The sequence below is a fragment of the Agromyces litoreus genome, from assembly GCF_040496015.1.
GTDB classification, from domain to species: domain Bacteria; phylum Actinomycetota; class Actinomycetes; order Actinomycetales; family Microbacteriaceae; genus Agromyces; species Agromyces litoreus.
Genome location: NZ_JBEPKA010000001.1, coordinates 216,011 through 237,478, shown reverse-complemented (window position 1 = coordinate 237,478; position 21,468 = coordinate 216,011). Strand labels below are relative to the sequence as shown.

General features: G+C 73.3%; 22 protein-coding genes. 10 read left to right on the top strand and 12 right to left on the bottom strand.

The features are described 5' to 3' along the window. Positions 1-86 precede the first annotated feature (86 nt). A complete protein-coding gene (locus ABME01_RS01180) occupies positions 87-371 on the top strand; it encodes a glutaredoxin family protein (protein WP_353826513.1) in 285 nt (94 codons plus the stop codon). 47 nt (positions 372-418) lie between these two features. On the opposite strand, the gene ABME01_RS01175 is transcribed toward ABME01_RS01180, so the two are convergent. After that, a complete protein-coding gene (locus ABME01_RS01175) occupies positions 419-1,417 on the bottom strand; it encodes an LLM class F420-dependent oxidoreductase (RefSeq protein WP_353826512.1) in 999 nt (332 codons plus the stop codon). 76 nt (positions 1,418-1,493) lie between these two features. On the opposite strand from ABME01_RS01175, the gene ABME01_RS01170 reads away from it, so the two are divergent. Next, positions 1,494-1,937 (top strand): hypothetical protein, encoded by a 444-nt coding sequence (locus ABME01_RS01170; RefSeq protein ID WP_353826511.1) that lies wholly within the window; start codon positions 1,494-1,496, stop codon positions 1,935-1,937. Between the two features lie 45 nt (positions 1,938-1,982). Here the strand turns inward: ABME01_RS01170 and ABME01_RS01165 are convergent, their stop codons facing one another. Together ABME01_RS01165 and ABME01_RS01160 are read right to left on the bottom strand one after the other, a co-directional pair. Next, a complete protein-coding gene (locus ABME01_RS01165) occupies positions 1,983-3,167 on the bottom strand; it encodes a baeRF8 domain-containing protein (protein ID WP_353826510.1) in 1,185 nt (394 codons plus the stop codon). 177 nt (positions 3,168-3,344) lie between these two features. Next, positions 3,345-4,835 carry an FAD-binding oxidoreductase gene (locus tag ABME01_RS01160; RefSeq protein WP_353826509.1) on the bottom strand — a complete coding sequence of 497 codons (1,491 nt, stop codon included), beginning with the start codon at positions 4,833-4,835 and terminating at the stop codon, positions 3,345-3,347. A 228-nt stretch (positions 4,836-5,063) separates the two neighbouring features. On the opposite strand from ABME01_RS01160, the gene ABME01_RS01155 reads away from it, so the two are divergent. Further along, a complete protein-coding gene (locus ABME01_RS01155; RefSeq protein ID WP_353826508.1) occupies positions 5,064-6,113 on the top strand; it encodes an LLM class flavin-dependent oxidoreductase in 1,050 nt (349 codons plus the stop codon). Here ABME01_RS01155 and ABME01_RS01150 read toward each other — a convergent pair whose 3' ends face one another. The 4 genes from ABME01_RS01150 to ABME01_RS01135 form a co-directional block, all read right to left on the bottom strand. Beyond that, the gene (locus tag ABME01_RS01150) at positions 6,114-7,853 is read right to left on the bottom strand and encodes a glycoside hydrolase family 13 protein (RefSeq protein WP_353826507.1); all 1,740 of its coding nucleotides are present in this window, start codon (positions 7,851-7,853) and stop codon (positions 6,114-6,116) included. A gap of 155 nt (positions 7,854-8,008) precedes the next feature. Further along, positions 8,009-8,425 (bottom strand): transferase, encoded by a 417-nt coding sequence (locus ABME01_RS01145; RefSeq protein WP_353826506.1) that lies wholly within the window; start codon positions 8,423-8,425, stop codon positions 8,009-8,011. 202 nt (positions 8,426-8,627) lie between these two features. Then, positions 8,628-9,587 (bottom strand): FKBP-type peptidyl-prolyl cis-trans isomerase, encoded by a 960-nt coding sequence (locus tag ABME01_RS01140; protein WP_353826505.1) that lies wholly within the window; start codon positions 9,585-9,587, stop codon positions 8,628-8,630. Positions 9,588-9,690: 103 nt separating this feature from the next. Then, positions 9,691-10,584, bottom strand: a complete 894-nt coding sequence (locus ABME01_RS01135) for a sulfurtransferase (protein WP_353826504.1) — start codon at positions 10,582-10,584, stop codon at positions 9,691-9,693. 92 nt (positions 10,585-10,676) lie between these two features. Here ABME01_RS01135 and ABME01_RS01130 point away from each other — a divergent pair, with 92 nt between their 5' ends. The 7 genes from ABME01_RS01130 to ABME01_RS01100 are packed head-to-tail and all read left to right on the top strand — an operon-like array spanning position 10,677 to position 17,680. Beyond that, on the top strand, positions 10,677-13,622 hold the full coding sequence (locus tag ABME01_RS01130) for a Na+/H+ antiporter subunit A (protein ID WP_353826503.1): 2,946 nt from the start codon (positions 10,677-10,679) through the stop codon (positions 13,620-13,622). Beyond that, positions 13,619-14,077 carry an NADH-quinone oxidoreductase subunit K gene (locus tag ABME01_RS01125; protein ID WP_353826502.1) on the top strand — a complete coding sequence of 153 codons (459 nt, stop codon included), beginning with the start codon at positions 13,619-13,621 and terminating at the stop codon, positions 14,075-14,077. Before ABME01_RS01130 ends, ABME01_RS01125 begins: the two co-directional genes overlap by 4 nt. Further along, positions 14,074-15,687 (top strand): Na+/H+ antiporter subunit D, encoded by a 1,614-nt coding sequence (locus ABME01_RS01120; protein ID WP_353826501.1) that lies wholly within the window; start codon positions 14,074-14,076, stop codon positions 15,685-15,687. The genes ABME01_RS01125 and ABME01_RS01120 overlap by 4 nt, the downstream gene beginning before the upstream one ends. Beyond that, positions 15,684-16,343 carry a Na+/H+ antiporter subunit E gene (locus tag ABME01_RS01115; RefSeq protein WP_353826500.1) on the top strand — a complete coding sequence of 220 codons (660 nt, stop codon included), beginning with the start codon at positions 15,684-15,686 and terminating at the stop codon, positions 16,341-16,343. Before ABME01_RS01120 ends, ABME01_RS01115 begins: the two co-directional genes overlap by 4 nt. Further along, positions 16,340-16,612 carry an MrpF/PhaF family protein gene (locus ABME01_RS01110; protein ID WP_353826499.1) on the top strand — a complete coding sequence of 91 codons (273 nt, stop codon included), beginning with the start codon at positions 16,340-16,342 and terminating at the stop codon, positions 16,610-16,612. Before ABME01_RS01115 ends, ABME01_RS01110 begins: the two co-directional genes overlap by 4 nt. After that, on the top strand, positions 16,609-16,995 hold the full coding sequence (mnhG, locus tag ABME01_RS01105; protein WP_353826498.1) for a monovalent cation/H(+) antiporter subunit G: 387 nt from the start codon (positions 16,609-16,611) through the stop codon (positions 16,993-16,995). The genes ABME01_RS01110 and mnhG overlap by 4 nt, the downstream gene beginning before the upstream one ends. A 46-nt stretch (positions 16,996-17,041) precedes the next feature. Then, the gene (locus tag ABME01_RS01100; RefSeq protein ID WP_353826497.1) at positions 17,042-17,680 is read left to right on the top strand and encodes a histone deacetylase; all 639 of its coding nucleotides are present in this window, start codon (positions 17,042-17,044) and stop codon (positions 17,678-17,680) included. Here ABME01_RS01100 and ABME01_RS01095 read toward each other — a convergent pair. From ABME01_RS01095 to paaB, 5 genes are all read right to left on the bottom strand, one after another. Further along, complete coding sequence (locus tag ABME01_RS01095; protein WP_353826496.1) at positions 17,664-18,437, bottom strand: enoyl-CoA hydratase/isomerase family protein; 774 nt, start codon at positions 18,435-18,437, stop codon at positions 17,664-17,666. The genes ABME01_RS01100 and ABME01_RS01095 overlap by 17 nt on opposite strands. A gap of 37 nt (positions 18,438-18,474) precedes the next feature. Continuing rightward, positions 18,475-19,686: a 1,2-phenylacetyl-CoA epoxidase subunit PaaE gene (paaE, locus tag ABME01_RS01090; protein WP_353826495.1), complete on the bottom strand. Its 1,212-nt coding sequence runs from the start codon at positions 19,684-19,686 to the stop codon at positions 18,475-18,477. Then, a complete protein-coding gene (paaD, locus tag ABME01_RS01085; protein ID WP_353826605.1) occupies positions 19,686-20,186 on the bottom strand; it encodes a 1,2-phenylacetyl-CoA epoxidase subunit PaaD in 501 nt (166 codons plus the stop codon). The genes paaE and paaD overlap by 1 nt, the downstream gene beginning before the upstream one ends. Before the next feature lie 83 nt (positions 20,187-20,269). Beyond that, on the bottom strand, positions 20,270-21,151 hold the full coding sequence (gene paaC / locus ABME01_RS01080; protein WP_353826494.1) for a 1,2-phenylacetyl-CoA epoxidase subunit PaaC: 882 nt from the start codon (positions 21,149-21,151) through the stop codon (positions 20,270-20,272). Next, the gene (paaB, locus tag ABME01_RS01075) at positions 21,148-21,453 is read right to left on the bottom strand and encodes a 1,2-phenylacetyl-CoA epoxidase subunit PaaB (RefSeq protein ID WP_067948099.1); all 306 of its coding nucleotides are present in this window, start codon (positions 21,451-21,453) and stop codon (positions 21,148-21,150) included. The genes paaC and paaB overlap by 4 nt, the downstream gene beginning before the upstream one ends. Positions 21,454-21,468: the final 15 nt, after the last annotated feature.

Here is a 21,468-nt window from a genome sequence, read left to right as displayed (position 1 = left end):
TCGAGCCTCGCACCCGGCACCCGTGCGCGGAACCCCTGCACCGCAGGCTGGGAATATCGCACAGGGTACCCGCGTAGGTTATGGGCATGACCTCCCCCGTCACCGACCTGAACCCTGCCCGCATCACCATGTACGGCGCCGCCTGGTGCGGCGACTGCCGCCGCTCGAAGTCGCTGCTCGACCGACGCGGCGTCGACTACGACTACGTCGACCTCGAGGTCGTCGTCGAGGGCGCCGAGCGCGCCAAGGCCATCTCGGGCCGCACGAACATCCCCGTCGTCGTCTTCCCCGACGGCACGCACTTCACCGAGCCCACCGACGTCGAGCTCGGCGCGAAGCTCGACGAGGTCTCGGCCGGCCCCGCCGCCTGAGAAACGGATCTGCCCGCGCCGCTCGCACCGCCGCGCGCCGGCCGCCGTCAGGCCAGCGCGGGGATGACCTCGCGCTCGAAGAGCTCGAGCCCGGAGCGGTCGTACGCGAGCTCCGGGAAGTAGTGGATGGCGTAGCCGAGGCCGCGCTCGCGCATGTCGCCCAGCTGCGCGACGACCTTCTCGGGCGTGCCGACGAGTGCGGCGTCGCTCCGGTAGTCGCGGATGACGCGCGCCGCCACGTCGGGCCCGGCGGCCGCGGTCACGCGATCCTCGATCGCCTGCAGCCGTCGCTCGACGTCGGCGTCGTCCTCACCGACGACGGTGTTGAAGTTCGAGCTGCGCACGATCGTGTCGAAGTCGCGGCCGAGGCGGTCGGCGTGCCCGCGGAGCACCTCGCTCTTGTGGCTGAACTCCTCGGGGCTTCCGTAGAAGTTCGTGTACGCGGCGTACTTCGCCGCGATCTTGAGCGTGACCTTCTCGCCGCCGCCCGCGACCCACATCGGCACGCCGCCGTCCTGCAGCGGCTGCGGCTGCACGATGGCGTCCGACACCTGGGTGAACTCGCCGTCGAGGCTCGCTCGACCCGTCGTCCACGCCTGGTGCATCACTTCGACGCCCTCGCGCAGCATCCGCAGCCGCGCCGGTGCGTCCGGGAATCCGTAGCCGTACGCACGCCACTCGTGCTCGTACCATCCGGCGCCGATGCCCATCTCGAGCCGGCCGCCCGAGATCACGTCGATCGTCGCCGCCACCTTCGCGAGGTACGCGGGGTTGCGGTACGCCACACACGTGCACATCTGCCCGAGGCGCACGCGCGACGTCGACGCCGCGTACGCGGCCATGAGCGACCACGCCTCGTGGGTGGCCTCGGTGTCACTCGGCACGGGGACCGTGTGGAAGTGGTCGTAGACCCAGATCGACTCCCACGGCGAGCCCTCGCGGTCGGCGTGCGCGGCGAGGCCGTGCATCGTCGACCAGTGCGCCGCCGGTTCGATGCCGACGAGGTCGTGACGCCAGCCCTGGGGAACGAAGAATCCGAATCGCATCAGGCCAGCCTAGGGTTCCGCATCTCAGCGCCAGCACTGATGTCGGCGAGGCGGGTCATCCGTACCGTCGGCGGACATGGCCCACACGATCGATCACGCTCACGTGCACGCCGACGACCTCACCGCGGTCGCGATCACGACCGGCGGCATCCGCGTCATCCACCTCTCCGGCGTGGCCTCGTGCCCGAGCGAACTGTGGCGCGTCGAGATCGCGCCCGACCGTTCGCAGTTCGGCCACGGGGCGCGACTCGCGATCGCGCTGCGGTCGGCGCCGCCGCGTCGGCGCGGGCGCTTCCACTCGGTGGTCGTGCCGTTCGAGGCGATCATCGAGGACGACCGGACCCACGAGGTCGAGGTCAGGTTCGAGTGCCAGCCCGCGATCGTGCTGCCCGTGCTCGAGGCCGACGGGTCGTTCGGGGCCGGCGCCCGCGCGTCCGCGCCGCGACGCCGCGTGACCGCCGCGGATGCGGGCCGCGCGCGACCGCGCGTCTCGCTCGGCGCGGTCCCCGCCACCGCCTGACCGGGCGGTCCGCGCGGGCGCGGTGCGCCCGCGCCGGGACGCCGGTCAGGTCAGGGCGAACCTCAGCTCCGCCATCGCCGGCCCGGTCCACACCGACTCCTCGAGGTCGTCCCCGCGGACGGTGATGACCTTGCCGCCGCGGGCGATCACGAGCATCGCGAGCTGCGGGAGCAGGTCTCCGGCGTGCGTTCCGTCGGCGAGCTCGTCACCGTCGCCGTGGTCGACGGCGAACTCGATCGCCCCCGACTCGTGGTCGAGCGTGCCGTTCACCGAGGTCGTGAAGTCGAACCACATGCACTCCACGGCACCGTCGGCGGCGAGCCGCCCGATCGCGGCGAGGTCGCGTTCGACCCGCCCGGCGCTGCCGTCGGCCAGGCCGGCCAGCGCGGTCCTGGCCTCGTTCACGTTCAGCTCCGACAGCTGCCGGCGCAGCTCCACGTCGATCTCGGCGGCGCCGAGCCGGTCGGGCGCGCCCTGGATGCCGACCACGCGCCGGCCGTTGCCCGCGCGGTCGAGGAACGAACTCAGGAGCGGTTCCGCGGCGAACACGAACAGGGGCACCTTCCCGTCGGCATCGTGCGCCTGCAGTTCCTGCCGGACGGCGTCGGCGACGCGCTTGACGTAGATGTCGTGGATCTCGGGTCGACGGTCGTCCTCGTTGGTTCCGCGGTCGCCGTGTCCCCCGGTGCGACGCTGCCCGACGTCGCCGGGAACGCGGTTCGCGGCGTCGTCGAGGTTGCGAGGCAGGCTCGGATCGAGCGGCATCTCCTCGGCCCGTGCGGTCGGCAGGGCGTGCCAGAGCCCCCACTCGTTCGAGGACAGCGTGACCGCGAACGCCTCCTGGTCCTGGCTCGGAGCGCGCAGCAGCTGCCCGAGCACGAAGTGCGAGCCGACGTGCAGCGCATCGTCGAGCCGGTTCGGCAGGACGTAGACGTCGGTGAAGCCCGGCGCGACGAAGATCGCCAGCGAGCGGGACAGCCCCGCCCAGACGCCGCGGTCGGCGAGCACGGCATCGCGTTCGGCCTTCAGCGCCGCGACCTCGCCGGCGTCGGATCCGTTGCCCCGGACCCGATCGATGGCCTCGTCGAACGCGCTCTTCACGGCGACCTCGGCGCGCTCCCGCTCGCTCACCACGGGCGAGGTCGAGGCGTAGATCGAGATGGCGGGGTGATGCTCACCGGCCAGTGTCGCGAAATCGGTCGTGGTGGGCAGTTCATGGTGAACGGTCATGCGTCCCTCCCCCAAGGTCGAGCGACGACGTCGTCGCGTGTCCCCCAGCCTAGGAACCTCGGCGCAGAACCGACAGACCCATTCGCCCCGGTGACCGACGCGCCGAACGGGCCCGGCCTCGGAGCCGGACCCGGTCTGGTCGCGCGGCGCGGGCGTGCGCCATCCGCGGCCCCGGGATCAGTCGGCCACCGGGTGGTTCGAGCGGATGACGCCCGTCGGGTCGACGGCGTGCTTGACCGCGCGCAGCCGCGCGAGCCGGCCGTCGTCGCCGAAGAAGCGCGATGCCGTGGTGCGGCGCTCGGCGAAGTTGAGGTACTCGAGCCCGGCGCGCCACGGCTCGATGCGCGAGAACAGCCGTCCGAGCGAGGCGACGACGGCGTCGTCGCCCTCGGCCGTCGAGATGCCGACGCCGAAGACGAGCACCTCGCCGTCGAGGCCGCCGACGGCCCCGGGCAGCGGCAGTCCGCGCTCGGCCGCGAGCGCCACGGCGGCATCGGGGTCGAACGCCCCGCCGAGGTGGCGGAGCTCGACCGAGAGCAGTGCCGTGTCGGCCTCGGGGCCCACCGCGGCGACGACGGCGCGGACGGCCTCGGCCGGCAGCTCGCGCAGCAGCATGGCGTCGCCGCGCCCCGGCGTCGGCCCAGGCGGGTCCATGTGCAGATCGAGCAGCTCGGCGGGTGGCTGCGAGCGGACCGTGTCCATCTGCGGGTGCAGGGCGCGCATCGGCGCGAGCAGCGCGTCGGCGCGATCGGGGTCCTCGAGCACGACGGCCTCGACCAGCACGAACGAGCGCCCCGAGAGGGTGGCTGGCAGGTCGGGCAGCGGCGGGAAGCGCAGGACCCGGCCGACCGAGGTGACCGTGTCGGGCACGGTGCGGCTCCACTCGGCCCAGGCCTGCAGCACCTGCTCGGCGCGGTCGAGGGGGAAGAACAGCGCGCCGGCGACGACCTGCTCCAGCTCGAGCAGGCCGAACTCGATCGCGGTCACGACGCCGAAGTCGCCGCCGCCGCCCCGCAGCGCCCAGAACAGCTCCGGGTCGTGGTCGGCGTCGACGCGGCGGAACTCGCCGTCGGCGGTCACGAGCTCGATCGCGAGGACGTGGTTCGCGGCGAGCCCGTGCGCGCGGCCGAGGAACGAGACGCCGCCGCCGAGCGTGTACCCGACGACCCCGACGTCGTGACTCGAACCGGCGAGCGCCGCGAGCCCGTGGGGCGCCGCGGCGGTGACCACGTCGGCCCAGAGCACGCCGGGCTCGACGCGGGCCACGCGCTGCCGCGGCCGGACCTCCACGGCACGCAACTCGTGGGTGCGCAGCAGGATGGCGTCGGCGAGCCCGCGCCCTTCCGCGAGCGGCCCGGCGTTGTGGCCGGTGGCCTGCGGTGCGACCGCGAGCCCGAGCTCGGCGGCGGCGCGAACCGTGCGTGCGACGTCGGCGACCGTGGCCGCGACGACGACCGCCACGGGCCGCTGGTCGATCGCGAGGTTCCAGGCGAGCCGGTCGGCGTCGTAGCCCGGCTCGCCGGGGATCGACAGGCGACCGTCGAGCCGCTCGGCGAGCAGCGCGAGCGATTCGCGGAGCGAGCGAACGGGGGCGGTCACGTCGACGACGGTCTCGGGGACCGCGGCGACGTCGTCCGCCACGGCGGTCTCGGAGGCGAGCTGGTGCATCGGTGGTTCCTTCCGGAGTCGGGGTCGTGGGCCGGGCGGGGGCACTGGAGGCCCGGTCCGGCGGCCGCCGGACGACCCGGCGGCGCTCACGACGGGTTCCATCCAATGCGCGCGCGGACCGCCGGAGATCAGGACGCACCCCCGGATCCGCTCAGGGACAACCCGAGCCCTCATCGCGCCGATCGGCGGGCCGGAATAGGCGGCCGCCGCGAACCGTTCGACCTGGGGATGCCTCCTGCACCCCGTCTCTCGGTCCTCGATCTCGTTCCCGTGCGCAGCGGCCAGTCGTCGGCGCAGGCCCTCGCGGCCAGCGTCGACCTCGCCCGCGCCGCCGATCGGCTCGGCTACGCGCGCTACTGGTTCGCCGAGCACCACAACATGCCCTCCGTCGCCTCGACGACCCCGCCGGTCCTCGTGGCGTCGATCGCGGCGCGCACCGAGCGCATCCGGGTCGGCTCGGGCGGGGTCATGCTGCCGAACCACGCGCCGCTCGTGGTGGCCGAGCAGTTCGCGGCGCTCGAGGCGCTCGCCCCGGGCCGGATCGACCTCGGCATCGGGCGCGCCCCGGGGAGCGACCCGGTGATCACGCAGCTGCTTCGCATCTCGGGGCCGACGGCCGAGGTCGACCGGTTCCCGGAGCACGTCGCCGACATCCAGAGCCTGCTCTCCCCGGACGGCGCGACGCTGCGACTGACGAGCGGCCGCGAGTACCCGATCCGTGCGACGCCCGCGGCGACCGCGGCGCCGGAGCTGTGGCTGCTCGGGTCGAGCGACTACTCCGCGAAGCTCGCGGCCGAGCTGGGGCTGCCGTACGTGTTCGCCAACCACTTCGCAGGCGAGGGCCTGGAGCGTGCGCTCGAGCTCTATCGCTCCGGGTACCGGGCGAGCGAGCGGCATCCGGAGCCCCGCACCATCCTGACCCTGAACGCCGCGGTGGCCGACACCGCCGACGAGGCGTCGGAGCGCGCGCTGCCCCAGCTCCGCGCGATGGCGCGACTCGCCCTGAACCGGCCGATGCGGGTGCTCGAGACCGTCGACGAGGCCGCGGCGGCCCCGCGCGACTCCGACGCCGACGCGGTCATGGCGCGCATGCGGCCCCGCTGGGTGATCGACGCACCGGATGGCGCGGCCGTCGCCGTGCGTGCGCTCGCCGACCGCCACGGCATCGACGAGGTGATGGTCTCGCCGGTCGCCGGCGCACGAGCCGACGAGCCGATCGACGCGACCCCCGGCCGCGTCCGGACGCTCGAGCTGCTCGCCGAGCGCCTGGCGGCCTGATCAGGGGCGGGAGGCCAGCACCCGCGCCTCCCAGGGGCCGAGCGGCGCGTCGAACGGCGGCGGCGCGTCGGGCAGCGTGTTCGTGAGCAGCGGCATGCCGTCCCGCCAGCGGTCCGCGACCGACTCGTCGAAGGCCGGATCGTGCTCGGCCGAGGCGAGGTTCACGACGACGAGCAGGCGGTCCTCGCCGAGCGCCCGCTCGAACGCGAAGATCGCCGGGTGGCCGGCGTCCAGCCGCTCGAAGCCGCCGTGCGCGACGACGTCGCGATCGTGGCGCAGGGCGATGAGGGCGCGCGTGTACTCGAACACCGAACCGGGGTCGCCCACCTGGGCGGCGGCGTTGACGCGCTCGTGGTCCGGGTGCACGGCGAGCCACGGCTCGCCGGTCGTGAAGCCCGCGTTGGGGGTGGCGTCCCACTGGACCGGGGTCCGCGCGTGGTCTCGGCTCATGAGGCTGAGGCCGGACAGGGCGTCGGCGACGGCGGTGCCGCTCGCGACCTCGTCGGCGTAGGCGTTCAGCGACTCCACGTCGCGGTACTCGTCGATCGTGCCGAACGGCGCGTTCGTCATGCCGAGCTCCTGGCCCTGGTACACGTACGGGGTGCCGCGCAGCAGGTGCAGCATCGTCGCGAGCGCCGTCGCCGACGCGTACCAGTGCTCCTCGGCGTCGCCGAAGCGGCTGACCGACCTCGGCTGGTCGTGGTTCTCGAGGTAGAGGCTGTTCCAGCCCCGGTCGGCGAGCCCCTCCTGCCACCGGGTCAGCGAGGCCGCGAGCTCGCCGGGCGCGAGCGGCCGAGGGCGGAACTTCGTGGCGCCGTGGTCGAGCCCGACGTGCTCGAACTGGAAGACCATGTCGACCTCGCGCCGTGCGGGATCGGTGAGCAGGATCGCCTCGTCGAGCGTCACGCCCGGCGTCTCGCCGACGTTGATCAGCCCGTCGCGCCCGTCGAACACCTCGCGGTGCATCTCCTGCAGGAACTCGTGCAGCCGAGGGCCGTTGGTGTAGGCGGCGCCGCCGTCGCCGTACCGACGCCCGGCGCGCACGGGCCCGTCGGGCAGGTGCGGATGCTTCGAGATGAGGTTGATCACGTCCATCCGGAAGCCGTCGACGCCGCGGTCGAGCCACCAGCGCATCATGTCGTAGACGGCGGCCCGCAGGTCCGGGTTCTCCCAGTTGAGGTCGGGCTGCTTGACGTCGAACAGGTGCAGGTAGTACTCCTCGGTCGCCTCGTCCCACTGCCAGGCCGGACCCGAGAAGAACGACTCCCAGTTCGTCGGCTCGGCGCCGGGGTCGCCGCCGTGCGTGCCCGGACGGGCGGGGCGCCACCAGTACCAGTCGCGCTTCGGGTTCTCCCGCGAGGAGCGCGACTCGACGAACCACGGGTGCTCGTCGGAGGTGTGGTTGACGACGAGGTCCATCACGAGCTTCATCCCGCGCCCGTGCAGCGCCGCCAGCAGGTCGTCGAGGTCGTCGAGCGTGCCGAACACCGGGTCGACGTCGCGGTAGTCGCTGATGTCGTACCCGTTGTCGGCCTGCGGCGAGCGGTAGATGGGCGAGAGCCACACGACGTCGACCCCGAGCCGTTCGAGGTGGTCGAGACGCTGCAGGATGCCGCGGAGGTCGCCGACGCCGTCGCCGTCGGAGTCCTGGAAGCTGCGCGGGTACACCTGGTAGACGACGGCGGACCTCCACCAGTCCGGGGCGGTCGACGGATGCCGGGATTCGTCTGCGTTGGCCATGCTCAGATCCTCGCAGCCGCAGCCGTCGGCGTCACCCCGTTGCGCCCCGGGGCGGGGGCGCCGACCGGCGGGGCGTCCACCGGCGGGGGCCCGACGCGGACATGACGATGCCCCGGGCGTTCCCGGGGCATGCGGGGCGGCGGTTCGCGCGCGACTCAGGCCGCGAGGCCCAGGCGGCGCAGGTCGTCGGTCGAGGCCCGGTACTCGCCGTGCTCGGCGACCGTGGCCTCACGCGGCACGCGCGCCGCGTTCTGCACGCGCGCGTCCGCACCGATCGACGCGTAGGGGCCGACGACGGCGAAGCGGCCGACGACCGCACCGCGGCCCACGCGCGCATTCACGCCGATCGTCGCGTTCTCCGCGACGATCGCGTCGGGTTCGATCCAGGCTCCGTGCGAGATGGTCGCACCACGCTGCACCTCGGCACCGGGATCGACATAGGCGGTCGGGTCGACGAACGCCGTGGCATCCACCTTCGCGGTCGTCGCCACGAGGCCGCGACCGTTCACGTGCTTGCGGTAGCGGCGCAGGATGCCGGCATCGTCTTCGAACTCGACGTAGCTGATGCCCACTCGTCCTCCATTCCGTCCGGGCACGGAGGGTCCGCATCCGGATACAGGTACAACATCGGGTCTGACCGGGGCATTCCCCAGCCTCCGCCGCGATCCTGCACGTGGCCCGCGAACCGGCTGGGCACCGGCTGGATCCCCGGGACGACGACGCCCGCGCGCCCCGTTCGATCGGGGTGCGCGGGCGTCGTGGTCGGCCGGAGGGTCAGCCGTCGGTGCGGGTCTCCGTGATGTCGACGTAGAAGACCAGCGTCTGGCCGCCGAGGCCGTTGGAGGTCTCGCCCTCGCCGTAGCCCAGGGCCGGCGGGATGGTCACGAGCAGCTTCGTGCCGACCGTCTGGCCCACCAGCGCGGCCCCGAACCCGGGGATCACGCCGTTGATGGAGAACGGCGCGGGCGCCCGGCCGAAGCTCTGGTCGAAGACCTCGCCGGTCTCCCAGTTCACGCCCTGGTAGTCGACCGTGACCACGTCGTCCTCGCCGACGACCTCGCCGTCGCCCTGCTCGAGGACCTTCACCAGCAGCTCGTCCGACGGCTCGGCGTCCGGGATCGTGAGCACCGGCGTGCCGTCGTCGTCGTAGTCGACGGTCGGGACGTCCTGCGACCACTGGCCGGGGACCGGCAGCTCGACGAGCTCCTGCACGTCGGTGACGATCACGAGGGTCTCGCCGGGCGCGACGCCGATGCTCTCGTTGCCCTGCTCGCCGTAGATCGATTCGGCGGGCGCGACGGTCACGACGCGCGAGCCGATGGGCACGCAGTCGGCGCCCGCGCGGAAGCCGTCGTAGAGCGTGCCGTCGACGAGCTCGAGGGTGGCGGGCTGGGAGAAGATCTGCTCGCCCGTGCTGCCCGAGAACGCGGTCACCTGCGCGCTGACGCTGTCGCCCGGCGCCGTGAGGTCGCCGTCGCCCTCGTCGACGACCGTGCGCTGCAGGCCGTCGGCCTCGACGGGCGTGTCGAACGTCGCGGTCGGCGTGCCGCCGAAGTCGCCGGACACCTCGATCGCATCGCTCTGCTCGCCGGACTCGACGTCGAAGCAGCTCCCGGCGGCCTCCTCGCTCGGGGTGGCCTCGGGCTCGTCGCCACCGCCCGCACAGCCGACGAGGAGGAGGGCGGTCACGGTGGCCAGCGCGAGGGGCGCGCCACGACGCAGGGCACGGTTCATGGAGGGGTACTCGTTTCGATCGGGAAGACGTGAGTGACCCAGTCTGCCCCGTCGAGGTCTCGATTGCCTGAGTCTTCCCCCCACCCGCCGACGCGCGAGACGGCTACCCGCCCTCGCCCTCCGGCCGCGGGCCGGTGGCCACGGGCCGCTCCGGGTGCGTCGACCACTGGCTGAACGAGCCCGGGTACAGCGCCGCCTCGATGCCGGCGATCGCGAGCGCGGCCACCTCGTGCGCCGCGGTGACGCCGGAGCCGCAGTACGCCGCGACCGGGTGCCCGCCGTCGACGCCGAGTGCGGCGAACCGGTCGCGCAGCGCCTCCACCGGCAGGAACCGACCGCTTCGCCCGACGTTCTCCGCCGTCGGCGCCGACACGGCGCCGGGGATGTGCCCGGCACGGGGGTCGATCGGCTCGACGTCGCCGCGGTACCGTTCGGCCGCCCGCGCGTCGAGCAGCACGCCGCCGTCGGCCGCGGCGAGCGCGTCCGCCTCGTCGAGGTCGATGACCGGCATCGCGCCGAAGTGCGCGGTCGCGTCGCCGGGCGCGGGATCGTCGCCCCCGATCTCCAGGTCGAACCCGGCGTCGCGCCAGGCCGCGAGACCGCCGTCGAGGATGCGCACGTCGCCGAAGCCGGCGTGCCGGAGGAGCCACCAGGCGCGCGCGGCCGACATCCCGGACGCATCGTCGACGACGACCGCGGTGTCACGGTCGCGGAGCCCCCACCGACGCATCGACGCCGTGAAGGCCGCCTCCCCGGGGAGCGGATGCCGCCCCTCCCCCGGTGCCGCGTGATCGGCGAGTTCCCCGTCGAGGTCGACGTACACGGCCGTGGGGATATGCCCGGCACGGAATGCGGCGCGTCCGTCCGGCTCGGCGAGCGTCCAGCGCACGTCGAGGACGACCGTCCGCGGTTCGTCCGGCGCCGCCGGTGCCCGCTCGACGACCCGCTCGGCGTCGAGTCGCGCGGCCAGCTCTCGGGGATCGATGAGGATCGGCATGCGCCCATCCTCGCAGCCGCGTCGCCACGGGGCCGGCGGCGGACCCGTCGCTAGACTTGCCGGACGGGTCGGGACGCACGGGGGGAGCTCGGATGATCGGCTCCCTCGTGGCGTTCGCCATCGCGGCCCTGCTCACGCCGTTCGCCACGAGGCACCTCGGCCGACGCGTCTTCCCGGTCATCGCGACGGTGCCGGCGGCGGTGTTCGCGTGGCTGCTCGTGCAGGTGCCGGCCGTCGCCGGCGGCGCCGTGCCCGCCGAGCGCATCGAGTGGATCCCGACGCTCGACATCTCGCTGTCGTTCCGCCTCGACCCGCTCTCGCTGCTGCTGGCGCTGGTCATCACCGGGGTCGGCGCGCTCGTCCTGCTGTACTGCACCTGGTACTTCCGCGACGACGAGCCGGCACTCGGGCGGTTCGCCGGCCTCCTGCTCGCCTTCGCCGGGGTCATGCTCGGCCTCGTCACGGCCGACGACGTCTTCGTGCTGTTCACGTTCTGGGAGGCGACGAGCGTGCTCTCGTACCTCCTCATCGGACACACGGCCGACAAGCGCGCGGCGCGCGGCGCGGCGCTGCAGGCGCTCACGGTGACCACGTTCGGCGGGCTCGCGATGCTGGTCGGGCTCGTCATCCTGACCGTCGCCGGCGGCACCACCTCGCTGCACGTGCTCGTCACCGAACCCGTCACCGGGGTGGCCGCCGAGGTCGCGATCGCCCTCGTGCTCGTCGGCGCGATCTCGAAGAGCGCGCTCGTGCCCTTCCACTTCTGGCTCCCCGCGGCCATGGCCGCGCCCACGCCCGTGTCGGCGTACCTGCACGCGGCGGCGATGGTGAAGGCCGGCGTGTACCTCGTCGCAGCGCTCGCTCCGGGGTACGCCGGCCTCGCGGTGTGGCATCCGATCGTCATCGGCATCGGCGGGTTCACGATGGTGGTCGGCGGATGGCGCGCCCTGCGCCAGAACGACCTCAAGCTGCTGCTGGCCTACGGCACGGTGAGCCAGCTCGGATTCCTGATCCTCGTGGTCGGGCAGGGCACGCGCGACGCCGCGCTCGCCGGCACGGCACTGCTGCTCGCGCACGCGCTGTTCAAGGCGCCCCTGTTCCTCTCGGTCGGCATCGTCGACCACGCCGCGGGCACGCGCGACCTCCGCAAGCTCTCCGGGCTCGGCCGCCGCATGCCGTGGCTGGCGGGCTTCGCCACCCTCGCCGCAGCGTCGATGGCCGGCCTGCCGCCGCTGCTGGGCTTCGTGGCGAAGGAGGCCGTGTTCACGGCCCAGCTCGAGGCGGGCGGCACCGGCGAGCCGTGGGCGTGGGTCGGACTGGTGGGCGCGATCGCGGGCTCCGTGCTCACGTTCGCCTACAGCGCCCGCTTCATCCGAGGCGCGTTCGGCACCCGGTCGGGCGCGGAGCCGACGCCGCTGCACCGGGAGCCCGCGCTGATGGTCGCGGTCCCCGCGATCCTCGCGACCACCTCGCTCGTCGCCGCCTTCGCGACCGCGCTCATCGAACCGCTGCTCGACGCCTACGCGGCGCGGCTGCCCGGCCCGGCCGAGTACCACCTCGCGCTCTGGCACGGCTTCGAGCCCGAACTCGCGATCTCGGCGGCGATCATCGGCCTCGGCGTCGTCCTGGCGTGGCAGCGCGACGCGGTCGCGCGGGCGCAGGCACGCGTGCCCGCGACCCTCGACGCCGAGCGCGGCTACCTCGGCACGATCGGCGTGATCGACCGGTCGGCGGCGGCGCTCACCGCGCGGATCCAGTCCGGCGGGCTGCCGGGCTACCTCGCCGTGATCGTCTCCGTCTTCGTGCTCGCGCTCGGCGGCGCCGCCGCCCTCAACGGCACCTGGCCGAGCGGGCTCCGCGTCGCCGACGGCCCGGCCCAGCCGATCGTCGCGCTGCTCATGGTGCTCGCCGCCTCGGCCGCGGTCGCCGTGCGCCAACGGCTCACCGCGGTCCTCCTCGTCGGCGCCACCGGCTACGGGATGGTGCTGGTCTTCGGCATGGCGGGCGCCCCCGACCTCGCGCTCACCCAGGCCCTCGTCGAGACCATCACGATCGTCGTGGTGGTGCTCGTGCTGCGGCGACTGCCCAAGCGCGTGACGCTCCGCCGCGCGGTCGTGCGCGCACCCGTGCGGATCGCGCTGGGCGCGCTCGCGGGCGTGGTCATGGCCGTCGTCGGCATGGTCGCGCTCGGCGCGCGCCTCTCCCCCTCGATCGCCGAGGGCCTCCCGCCGCTCGCCGAGGAGGCGCACGCGAAGAACCTCGTGAACGCCCTGCTGGTCGACCTGCGCGCCTGGGACACGCTCGGCGAGATCTCGGTGCTCGTCGCCGTGGCGACGGGCGTCGCGAGCCTCATCTTCGTCTCGGGCCGCCAGGGCGGCGCCCCGCGCCTGGACGACGTCGACCGGAGCCGGCGGCTCCTGCCCGTGCCCGAGTCGGCCGACAGCATCCGCGGGGTGCGCCGCCGCCTCGCCGACGTCGACGACGAGACGGATGCGGCATCCGAGGCCGCGTCGACACGGCAGACCTGGCTGCTCGCGGGCCGCACGCTCTCGCCGCGGAACCGCTCGATCCTGATCGAGGTGCTCGTCCGGCTGCTCTTCCACCCCGCCATCGTCGTATCGGTGTTCCTGCTCTTCGTCGGGCACAACGCCCCGGGCGGCGGCTTCGCCGGCGGGCTCGTCGCGGGGCTCGCGCTCGTGGCGCGATACCTGGCCGGCGGTCGCTACGAGCTCGGCGAGGCCGCGCCGGTGGAGGCGGGCCTGCTGCTCGGGACCGGCCTCCTCGTGGCGGCCGGCACCGCGGCATCCTCCCTCGTGTTCGGGCTCACGGTGTTCGACTCGACCTGGTTCGAGACCGAGGTGCCCGTGCTCGGCACGCTCTCGATCGGCACGTCGACCCTGTTCGACATCGGCGTGTACCTCGTCGTCGTGGGGCTCGTGCTCGACATCCTGCGCACGCTCGGCGCCGAGATCGACCGGCAGATCGATGAGGCCGGACCCGACGCCGTGCCGGCCGACCCGGCGGAGGCGATCCGATGACCGCCTCACTGACCCTCGTGATCGTCGCCGCGGTGCTCTTCGGCACGGGCATCACGATCATGCTCGAGCGGAGCCTCACGCGCGTGCTCATCGGGTTCCTCCTCGTCGGCAACGGGGTGAACCTCTTCATGTTCGTCATGGCCGGGGAGCCGGGACTCGCACCGATCCTCGGCGAGGGCGACCTCTCCGCGCTCTCCGACCCGCTGCCGCAGGCGTTCGTGCTCACCGCGATCGTGATCAACCTCGGCATCACCGCATTCATGCTCGGGCTCATCTACCGCAGCTGGTGGCTGGCCCAGCTCGGCGAGCGCGGGGACCTGATCGGCGACGAGGAGGAGAACGCGGAGGACGCGGAGGAGACGGCGGGCCTGTACCGCAGTTCGGAGGTCGACGACCGGGCCGTGCAGCGGGTGCTCGAAGCGAGCGACGACGACGAGGACGGGGGCCGAGCATGACCGATGCCCTCGTCCCGCTCATGGTGCTGCTGCCGCTGCTCGGCGCCGCGGTCGCCCTCATGCTCGGCCGTCGCCAGGGTGCGCAGATGGTGGTGAGCACGCTCGTGCTCGCGGCCGTGGCGGCCATCGCCGCGGTGCTGCTCGCGCAGGTCGACGCCTCGGGCTCGGGCATCGCGGTCGCCGTCGGCGCGTGGCCGCCGCCGTACGGCATCACCCTCGTGGTCGACCGGCTCGCCGCGATCATGATCATCATCTCGGCGCTCATGCTGCTCGGCGTGCTCGTCTACGCCGTCGGGCAGGGCATCGCCGACCAGCACCGCGAGACGCCGGTGTCGATCTTCCACCCGACCTACCTGATCCTCTCGGCCGGCGTGTTCAACGCGTTCGTCGCGGGCGACCTGTTCAACCTCTACGTCGGCTTCGAGATCCTGCTCTCGGCGAGCTACGTCCTGCTGACGCTCGGCGGCACGGGCGAGCGCATCCGCGCGGGCGTGACGTACATCATCGTCAGCCTGGTCTCGTCGCTGTTCTTCCTCAGCGCGATCGCGCTCGTGTACGGCGCGACCGGCACGGCGAACATCGCGCAGCTGTCGGTCCGCATCGCCGAGCTGCCGCAGGACGTGCAGCTCATCCTGCACCTGCTGCTGCTCATCGCGTTCGGCATCAAGGCCGCCGTGTTCCCGCTGTCGTTCTGGCTGCCCGATTCGTACCCGACCGCGCCGGCCCCGGTCACGGCCGTGTTCGCGGGCCTGCTCACGAAGGTCGGCGTGTACGCGCTCATCCGGACCGAGACGGTCATCTTCCCCGAGTCCGACCTGTCCACGCTGTTCCTCGTCATCGGCGGGCTCACGCTCGTCGTCGGCATCCTCGGCGCGCTCTCGCAGGCCGACATCAAGCGGCTGCTCTCGTTCACGCTGGTCAGCCACATCGGCTACATGATCTTCGGCATCGGGCTGGCGAGCATCGCAGGCCTCGCGGCCACGATCTACTACGTCATCCACCACATCAGCGTCCAGACCACGCTGTTCCTGACGACCGGGCTCATCGAGCGCTTCGGCGGGTCGACGTCGATCACGCGGCTCGGCGGCCTGCGCAAGGCGTCGCCGTGGATCGCGATCCTGTTCTTCCTGCCGGCGATCAACCTCGGCGGCATCCCGCCGTTCTCCGGGTTCCTCGGCAAGGTCGGCCTGTTCGTCGCCGGTGCGGATGCCGCGGGCGGCCCGCCCGCGACCGAGACGCTCGGCACCTCCTCCCCCGGCCCGGACTGGCTGATCTGGACCGTGATCGGGCTCGGCACGGCCACCTCGCTCGTCACGCTCTACGCGCTCACCCGCTTCTGGAACCTGGCGTTCTGGCGTCCGCGTTCGGAGCTCGACGGCTACACGTCGCGACTGATCGACTCGGTGCAGGAGGCCCCGGGCGCGACGGTCGTGGCGACGCGCAGCACGCCCGTGCTCATGACCGCCGCGACGGCGGCGCTCGTGGCGCTCACGCTCGCGCTGACCGTCTTCGCCGGCCCGCTGTTCGAGCTGACCGGCCGGGCGGCCGAGAACCTGCGGGATTCGACCGTCTACGTCACGCTCGTCTTCCCCGAGGGAGGTGCGCAGTGACCGGCGAGATCGGGCGGCCACGGCCGCGGACCGCGCCCCAGCAGCTGGGCCGCTGGCAGGCGGTCTGGCGGCAGCTGCCGCTGCTCGCGTTCCTCGTCGCGCTGTGGGTCCTCCTGTGGGCCTCGGTGGACGTGCTCACCGTGACCACCGGGATCCTGCTCGCGATCGCGGTGACGCGCCTGTTCTACCTCCCGCCGGTGCTGCTGAGCGGCCGGTTCAACCCGTGGCGGGGCCTGCTGCTCGGCGGCGCGATGATCTACGACGTCGCGACCGCGTCGATCCAGGTCGCCGTGCGCGCGGTCCAACCGGGCTGGTCGCCGATGAACGCGATCATCGCGGTGCAGCTGCTGACGCGCTCCGACCTCGTGACGACCCTCACGGCCGAGGCGATCACCGTCGTCCCCGGCACGGTCGTCGTCGACATCGATCGCGAGCGGGGCCTGCTCTACCTGCACGCATTCGGCACGCGCACCGAGGCGGACCTCGACAAGGCGCGGCAGCACGTGCTCGTCACCGAGGAGCGCATCGTGCTCGCGATCGGCACGCACGCGCAGGCCGAGGCCGTCCGCGAGGCGCGCCGACTGCGCCGGCGACTCGGCCGTCCGCCGTCCGAGACGGAGCAGGTCGAAGTGGCGAGCCGGGAGGACGACGCATGAGCGCGCTCGCCGTGATGGGGCTCGCCGCCGGCGTGATGTTCGCGGTCGGCGCGATCGCCGCGCTCGTGCGGATCATCCGCGGCCCGACGATGCTCGACCGCGCGCTCGCGACCGACGTGCTGCTCGCCATCGCGATGTGCGGCCTGGCCGCCGAGATGGCGATCAACCGGCACACCGACACGCTGGTCGTGCTGCTCGTGCTGGCGCTGTTCGCGATCGTCGGGTCGATCGCGATCGCCCGGTTCATCGGGAAGGAGGACCGCTCGTGAACGTCGTCGAGATCGGGATCGGCGGGCTGATCCTGCTCAGCGGCTTCCTCTCCATGGCCGCGGGCATCGGCGCCCTGCGCTTCCCCGACGTCCTCACGCGCCTGCACGCCGCCACGAAGCCGCAGGTGCTCGGGCTGGCCGTCGTGCTCCTCGCGATCACGCTGCGCGTGCCGAGCTGGGGCGTCCTCGGCGCGGTCGTGCTCATCATGACGTTCCAGCTGCTCACGCAGCCGATGACGGCCCACATGCTCGGTCGCGCGTCGTACCGGTCGGACCCGCACGGCGAGCTGCTCATCCGCGACGACCTCGGCCGCGACATCGCCGAGCACGAGCAGGAGCACGGGCGCGACCGGGGCGATCGGGGCGTTGCGGCCCCCGACTGACCCGGCGACACTGGCAGCGGGCCCGACCGCCGAACGAGGAGGGCACGTGGACCGCGTCTGGTACGTCGCCTACGGCTCGAACCTGAGCCGCGAGCGCTTCCGGTGCTACGTGGTCGGCGGGCGGCCCGAGGGCGGCGCGCGGACGTACGAGGGATGCCGCGAGCCCGACGAGCCCGCGGACGACGTCGCCGTGCAGATCCCCGGCGCGCTCTACTTCGGCGGTCGATCTCGCGTCTGGGGCGGCGGGATCGCGACCTGGGAGCCGCACGCCCGGGGCAGCGTCGCCGCACGGGCGTACCTGCTCACGGTGCGGCAGTTCGCGGACGTGCTGGCGCAGGAGTCCTGGCGACCGCGCGGGGACGCGATCGACCTGCGTGCCCTCCGGAGTTCGGGCCGGCTGCGTGTGGGGCCGGGACGGTACGAGACGCTCGTGGGCGTGGGCCGCCGTCGCGGCATCCCCATGGTGAGCTTCGCGGGCGAGCACGGCCGGGCGCGGGACGTCGCCGCGCCCGCGGGGGCCTACCTGCGCATGATGGCGACCGGGTTGCACGAGTCCCGGGGCTGGTCGGCCGCCACGGCCGGCCGCTACCTCGCCGCGATCACGGGCGCGGCGCCACGATGGACGTCGGCCGCGATCGCCGGACTGGCGACCGCACCCGGTCCGCCGGTCATCCGCGACCGGTGAACTGCGGGGCGCGCTTCTCCTGGAACGCCGCGAACCCCTCGCGGTAGTCGTCGGTGTCGCAGAGTGCGGCCTGGGCGCGGTTCTCCTCGGCCATCGAGGTCCAGAGCCCGACCCGACGGTCGCGCAGCTCGGCCACCAGCCGCTTGGACGCGACGAACGCCTGGGTCGGACCGGATGCCGCGGCACGGGCAGCCGACCGCGTCTGCTCGAGCACGTCGTCGGCCGGGAACGCCTGCGAGAACAGCCCGGCCGCGACGGCCTCGGCGCCCGACATGAGGCGCCCGGTGACGATGAGGTCCATCGTGCGGTGCGCCCCGAGCCGCTCGGTGAACAGCGCGTGACCGCCCGAGTCGAGCGTCGCGCCGAGGTTCTTGAACGGCGAGCCGATCTTCGCGCTCTCGGCGACGTAGACGATGTCGGACGCGATCAGCAGGCCGAGCCCGACGCCCAGGCAGGCGCCGTGCGCGGCGGCGAAGGTCGGCGCGGGGAAGCGCGACATCTTCTTCAGCAGCGGCTCGACGAGCCCGCCGAGGTAGCCCTGCACGTCGTCCTCGCGCGGGTCGACTCCGGCGATGTCGCGTCCGGCGCAGAACGCGCGCCCCTCGCCCCGCAGCACGAGCGCGCGGACCTCGGCCTCCTCGGCGCGGTCGTACGCGTCGCCGAGCTCGGCGAGCGCCGCCTCCCCGAGCGCGTTGAGCTTCTCCGGGGCGTTCAGCACGACCTCCGCGACGCCGTCGCGGATCTCGACCTCGATCATCCTGCTCCCTGTGCCTTCCTCCCCGCCCGCGGCGGGATCATCCGTCGTAGTCGACCACGACGCGGTCGGACGTGGGGTGCGACTGGCAGGTGAGCACGTATCCGCGCTCGAGTTCCTCGGGTTCGAGGGCGTAGTTCTCGGTCATGTTGACGCTGCCCTCGACCACGCGCGCGCGGCAGGTGCCGCAGACGCCGCCCGCACACGCGAACGGGACGTCGCCGCGCACGCGGAGCGCCGCGTTCAGGATCGACTCGTTCGCGCTCACCGGGCTCTCGACGGTGCCCGAGAGTCCATCGAGGGTGAACTCGATCTCGACGGTCGGCTCGCCGCGCTCGACGGTCACGGGGCGGCCGTGCCGCGGCTCGGTCGCGCGGTCGGCGTCGGTCGTGAACAGCTCGTAGCGGATGGCACGGGCCGGCACGCCCCGGGCCTCGAGCGTGTCGCGCGCGAGCTGCACGAGCTCGAACGGCCCGCAGAGGAACCACTCGTCGACGCTCGCCGGCGGGATCAGGGCGTCGAACATGCGCTCGAGCTTCTCGGCGTCGATGCGTCCGGACAGCAGCGGCGCCGTGCGCTGCTCGCGCGAGAGCACGTGGTGCAGCGCGAGCCGAGCCGGGTAGCGGTCCTTCAGGTCGGCGAGCTCCTCGAGGAACATCACGTCGCGGGTCGACCGGTTCGTGTAGACCAGCGTGAACCTGGCGTCCTCGGAACGGGCGAGCACGGTGTGCGCGAGCGCCATGAGCGGCGTGATGCCCGAGCCGGCGGCGATGCCGACCACGTGCTTGCCGTCGAGGGAGTCCAGCCCGCTCGTGAAGGTGCCCTGCGGGCTCATCACGTCGATCACGTCGCCGACGGCGAGCTCGCCGTTCGCCCACGTCGAGAACCGTCCACCGAGGTCGCGCTTGATGCCGACCGAGATGCTGCCGCGCTGCGGCGGACGGCAGATGGAGTACGACCGGCGCAGCTCGTGGCCGTCGAACTCGCGTCGCAGCGCCACGTACTGGCCGGGCAGGTAGGCGTAGTCGTCGGCCAGCTCGTCCGGCACGGCGAAGGTGACCTCGACCGCATCGTCGGTCAGCGGCCGCACCTCGGCCACCTCGAGCGGGTGGAAGCGCGCCCGCCGGCGCGTCGGTGCGGTGTCGCCGCCGACCGCGCTCGCGAGGAACGCGTCGGCGATCGCGGCATCCGACTCGATCGATCCGGCGGGGGCGGGCGGGGCTCCCGTGGAGCCCAGGTTCGTCGCGGCCATCAGAGCACCTTGAAGTAGTCGAAGGGCTCGAGGCAGTCGAGGCACTCGTAGAGCGCCTTGCACGACGTCGAGCCGAAGCGGGCGAGTTCGCGGGTGTTCAGGGAGTCGCAGCGCGGGCACTTGACCGTCAACTGCAGGCGGATCGGCCCGGCATCGCGCACGGGCGCACGGCCGGACGGCGCCTGGATGCCGTACGTGCGGAGCTTGACCTTGCCGGCCTCGCTCATCCAGTCGGTGGTCCAGGCGGGCGAGAGCACCATCCGCACGTCGACCTCGTCGTACCCCGCGTGCGTGAGCGCGAGCACGACGTCGTCGCGCATCGCGTCCATCGCCGGGCACCCGCTGTAGGTCGGGGTGAGCTCGACGTGCACCGCGCCGTCCTCGTCGACGGCGACCGAGCGCAGCACTCCGAGGTCCTCGATGGTGAGCACGGGCACCTCGGGGTCGGTCACCGTCGCGGCGACGTCCCACGCGGTGCGCGAGGCGGGGTCCTTCGGCACGGGCCGGGCGACGGATGCCTCGAAGGCCGCGTCGAGGTCCACCTCCGGCGGCACGCCGCGGTCGGGCACGGGCTCGGCGGCCGTCACCACGACGCCCCCGGGTGCGCCCGGGCGAGCACCTGCATCTCGGCGAGCATCGGCCCGAGGTGCTCGGTGTGCTTCCCCTCGCGGCCGCGGCCGTCGACGATGAACGCCGTGCGCCCCTCCGGCCGGGCGAGGTCGGCCTCGGCGAACACCTGGTCGACGACCGCGTCGAACGCGTCGCGCAGCGACGACGGCAGCGGGGCGACGCCGGCCTCGGCGAGCCGCGCCGTGAGCTCGTCGTCGCGGAACAGCTCGTCGACGTACGGCCAGGTCTGCTCGATCGCGCGGATCATCCGGCGACGGGACTCGTCGGTGCCGCCGGCGAGGCGCAGGGTCCACTGCACGGCGTGGTCGCGGTGGTAGTCGACCTCCTTCGACGACTTCTCCGCGATCGCCGCGAGCGTGGCGTCGGTCGATCCCTCGAGCGCGCGGTAGAGCTCGACGAGGTAGGCGCTGACGAACAGCTGCCGGGCGATGGTGTGCGCGAAGTCGCCGTTGGGCTGCTCGAAGAGCCAGGCGTTGCGGAAGTCGGGCTCGTCGCGGAAGTAGGCGAGGTCGTCCTCGCTGCGCCCGTCGCGGGTGCCGGCGTAGTGCAGCAGCGATCGCGCGTGCCCGAGCAGGTCGAGCGCGATGTTGCCGAGCGCGACGTCCTCCTCGAGCTCGGGCGCCCTGGTGATCCAGTCGCCCAGCCGCTGGCTGAGCACGAGCGCGTCGTCGCCGAGGCGCAGCGCGTACTCGGCCGCGTCGTCGGATGCCGCGTGGCCGGCGCCGGCGCGCTCGCCGGCGAACTCCTCGGCGAGCGCGACCCGGTCGACCGTGACGTCGCCGTGCGGGTCGAGGTCGGCCTCGGACGAGGCGCCCGGGGTCTCGGCCGTGCTCACAGGTGCTTCACCCCTTCGGACTTCGTGTAGTACACCGCGTGGCGGTAGTTCTTGCCCGCGGGGCTCTCGAAGAACGCGCCCTTCGCGTCGGGGTCGCTGGTCGTGACCGCGTCGGCGGGCACGACCCAGATCGACACGCCCTCGTTGCGGCGGGTGTACAGGTCGCGTGCGTTCCGGACGGCCATGTCGGCGTCGGGCGCGTGCAGCGATCCGACGTGCACGTGGCTCAGCCCGCGGTTGGCGCGCACGAAGACCTCCCAGAGGGGCCAGGCCTCGGTGCCGGTCTCGCCGGGGGTGCTCATCTCGTCTCCTCGTCC

Excerpts from the sequence above, each read along its gene's own strand:
- ABME01_RS01170 (WP_353826511.1), top strand. The coding sequence starts at position 1,494 with ATGGCCCACACGATCGATCACGCTCACGTGCACGCCGACGACCTCACC.
- ABME01_RS01095 (WP_353826496.1), bottom strand. The coding sequence starts at position 18,437 with ATGATCGAGGTCGAGATCCGCGACGGCGTCGCGGAGGTCGTGCTGAAC.
- paaE (WP_353826495.1), bottom strand. The coding sequence starts at position 19,686 with ATGGCCGCGACGAACCTGGGCTCCACGGGAGCCCCGCCCGCCCCCGCC.
- ABME01_RS01120 (WP_353826501.1), top strand. The coding sequence starts at position 14,074 with ATGACCGATGCCCTCGTCCCGCTCATGGTGCTGCTGCCGCTGCTCGGC.
- ABME01_RS01175 (WP_353826512.1), bottom strand. The coding sequence starts at position 1,417 with ATGCGATTCGGATTCTTCGTTCCCCAGGGCTGGCGTCACGACCTCGTC.
- ABME01_RS01155 (WP_353826508.1), top strand. The coding sequence starts at position 5,064 with ATGCCTCCTGCACCCCGTCTCTCGGTCCTCGATCTCGTTCCCGTGCGC.
- ABME01_RS01140 (WP_353826505.1), bottom strand. The coding sequence starts at position 9,587 with ATGAACCGTGCCCTGCGTCGTGGCGCGCCCCTCGCGCTGGCCACCGTG.
- ABME01_RS01165 (WP_353826510.1), bottom strand. The coding sequence starts at position 3,167 with ATGACCGTTCACCATGAACTGCCCACCACGACCGATTTCGCGACACTG.
- ABME01_RS01160 (WP_353826509.1), bottom strand. The coding sequence starts at position 4,835 with ATGCACCAGCTCGCCTCCGAGACCGCCGTGGCGGACGACGTCGCCGCG.
- paaB (WP_067948099.1), bottom strand. The coding sequence starts at position 21,453 with ATGAGCACCCCCGGCGAGACCGGCACCGAGGCCTGGCCCCTCTGGGAG.
- ABME01_RS01150 (WP_353826507.1), bottom strand. The coding sequence starts at position 7,853 with ATGGCCAACGCAGACGAATCCCGGCATCCGTCGACCGCCCCGGACTGG.
- ABME01_RS01130 (WP_353826503.1), top strand. The coding sequence starts at position 10,677 with ATGATCGGCTCCCTCGTGGCGTTCGCCATCGCGGCCCTGCTCACGCCG.
- ABME01_RS01125 (WP_353826502.1), top strand. The coding sequence starts at position 13,619 with ATGACCGCCTCACTGACCCTCGTGATCGTCGCCGCGGTGCTCTTCGGC.
- ABME01_RS01110 (WP_353826499.1), top strand. The coding sequence starts at position 16,340 with ATGAGCGCGCTCGCCGTGATGGGGCTCGCCGCCGGCGTGATGTTCGCG.
- ABME01_RS01135 (WP_353826504.1), bottom strand. The coding sequence starts at position 10,584 with ATGCCGATCCTCATCGATCCCCGAGAGCTGGCCGCGCGACTCGACGCC.
- ABME01_RS01180 (WP_353826513.1), top strand. The coding sequence starts at position 87 with ATGACCTCCCCCGTCACCGACCTGAACCCTGCCCGCATCACCATGTAC.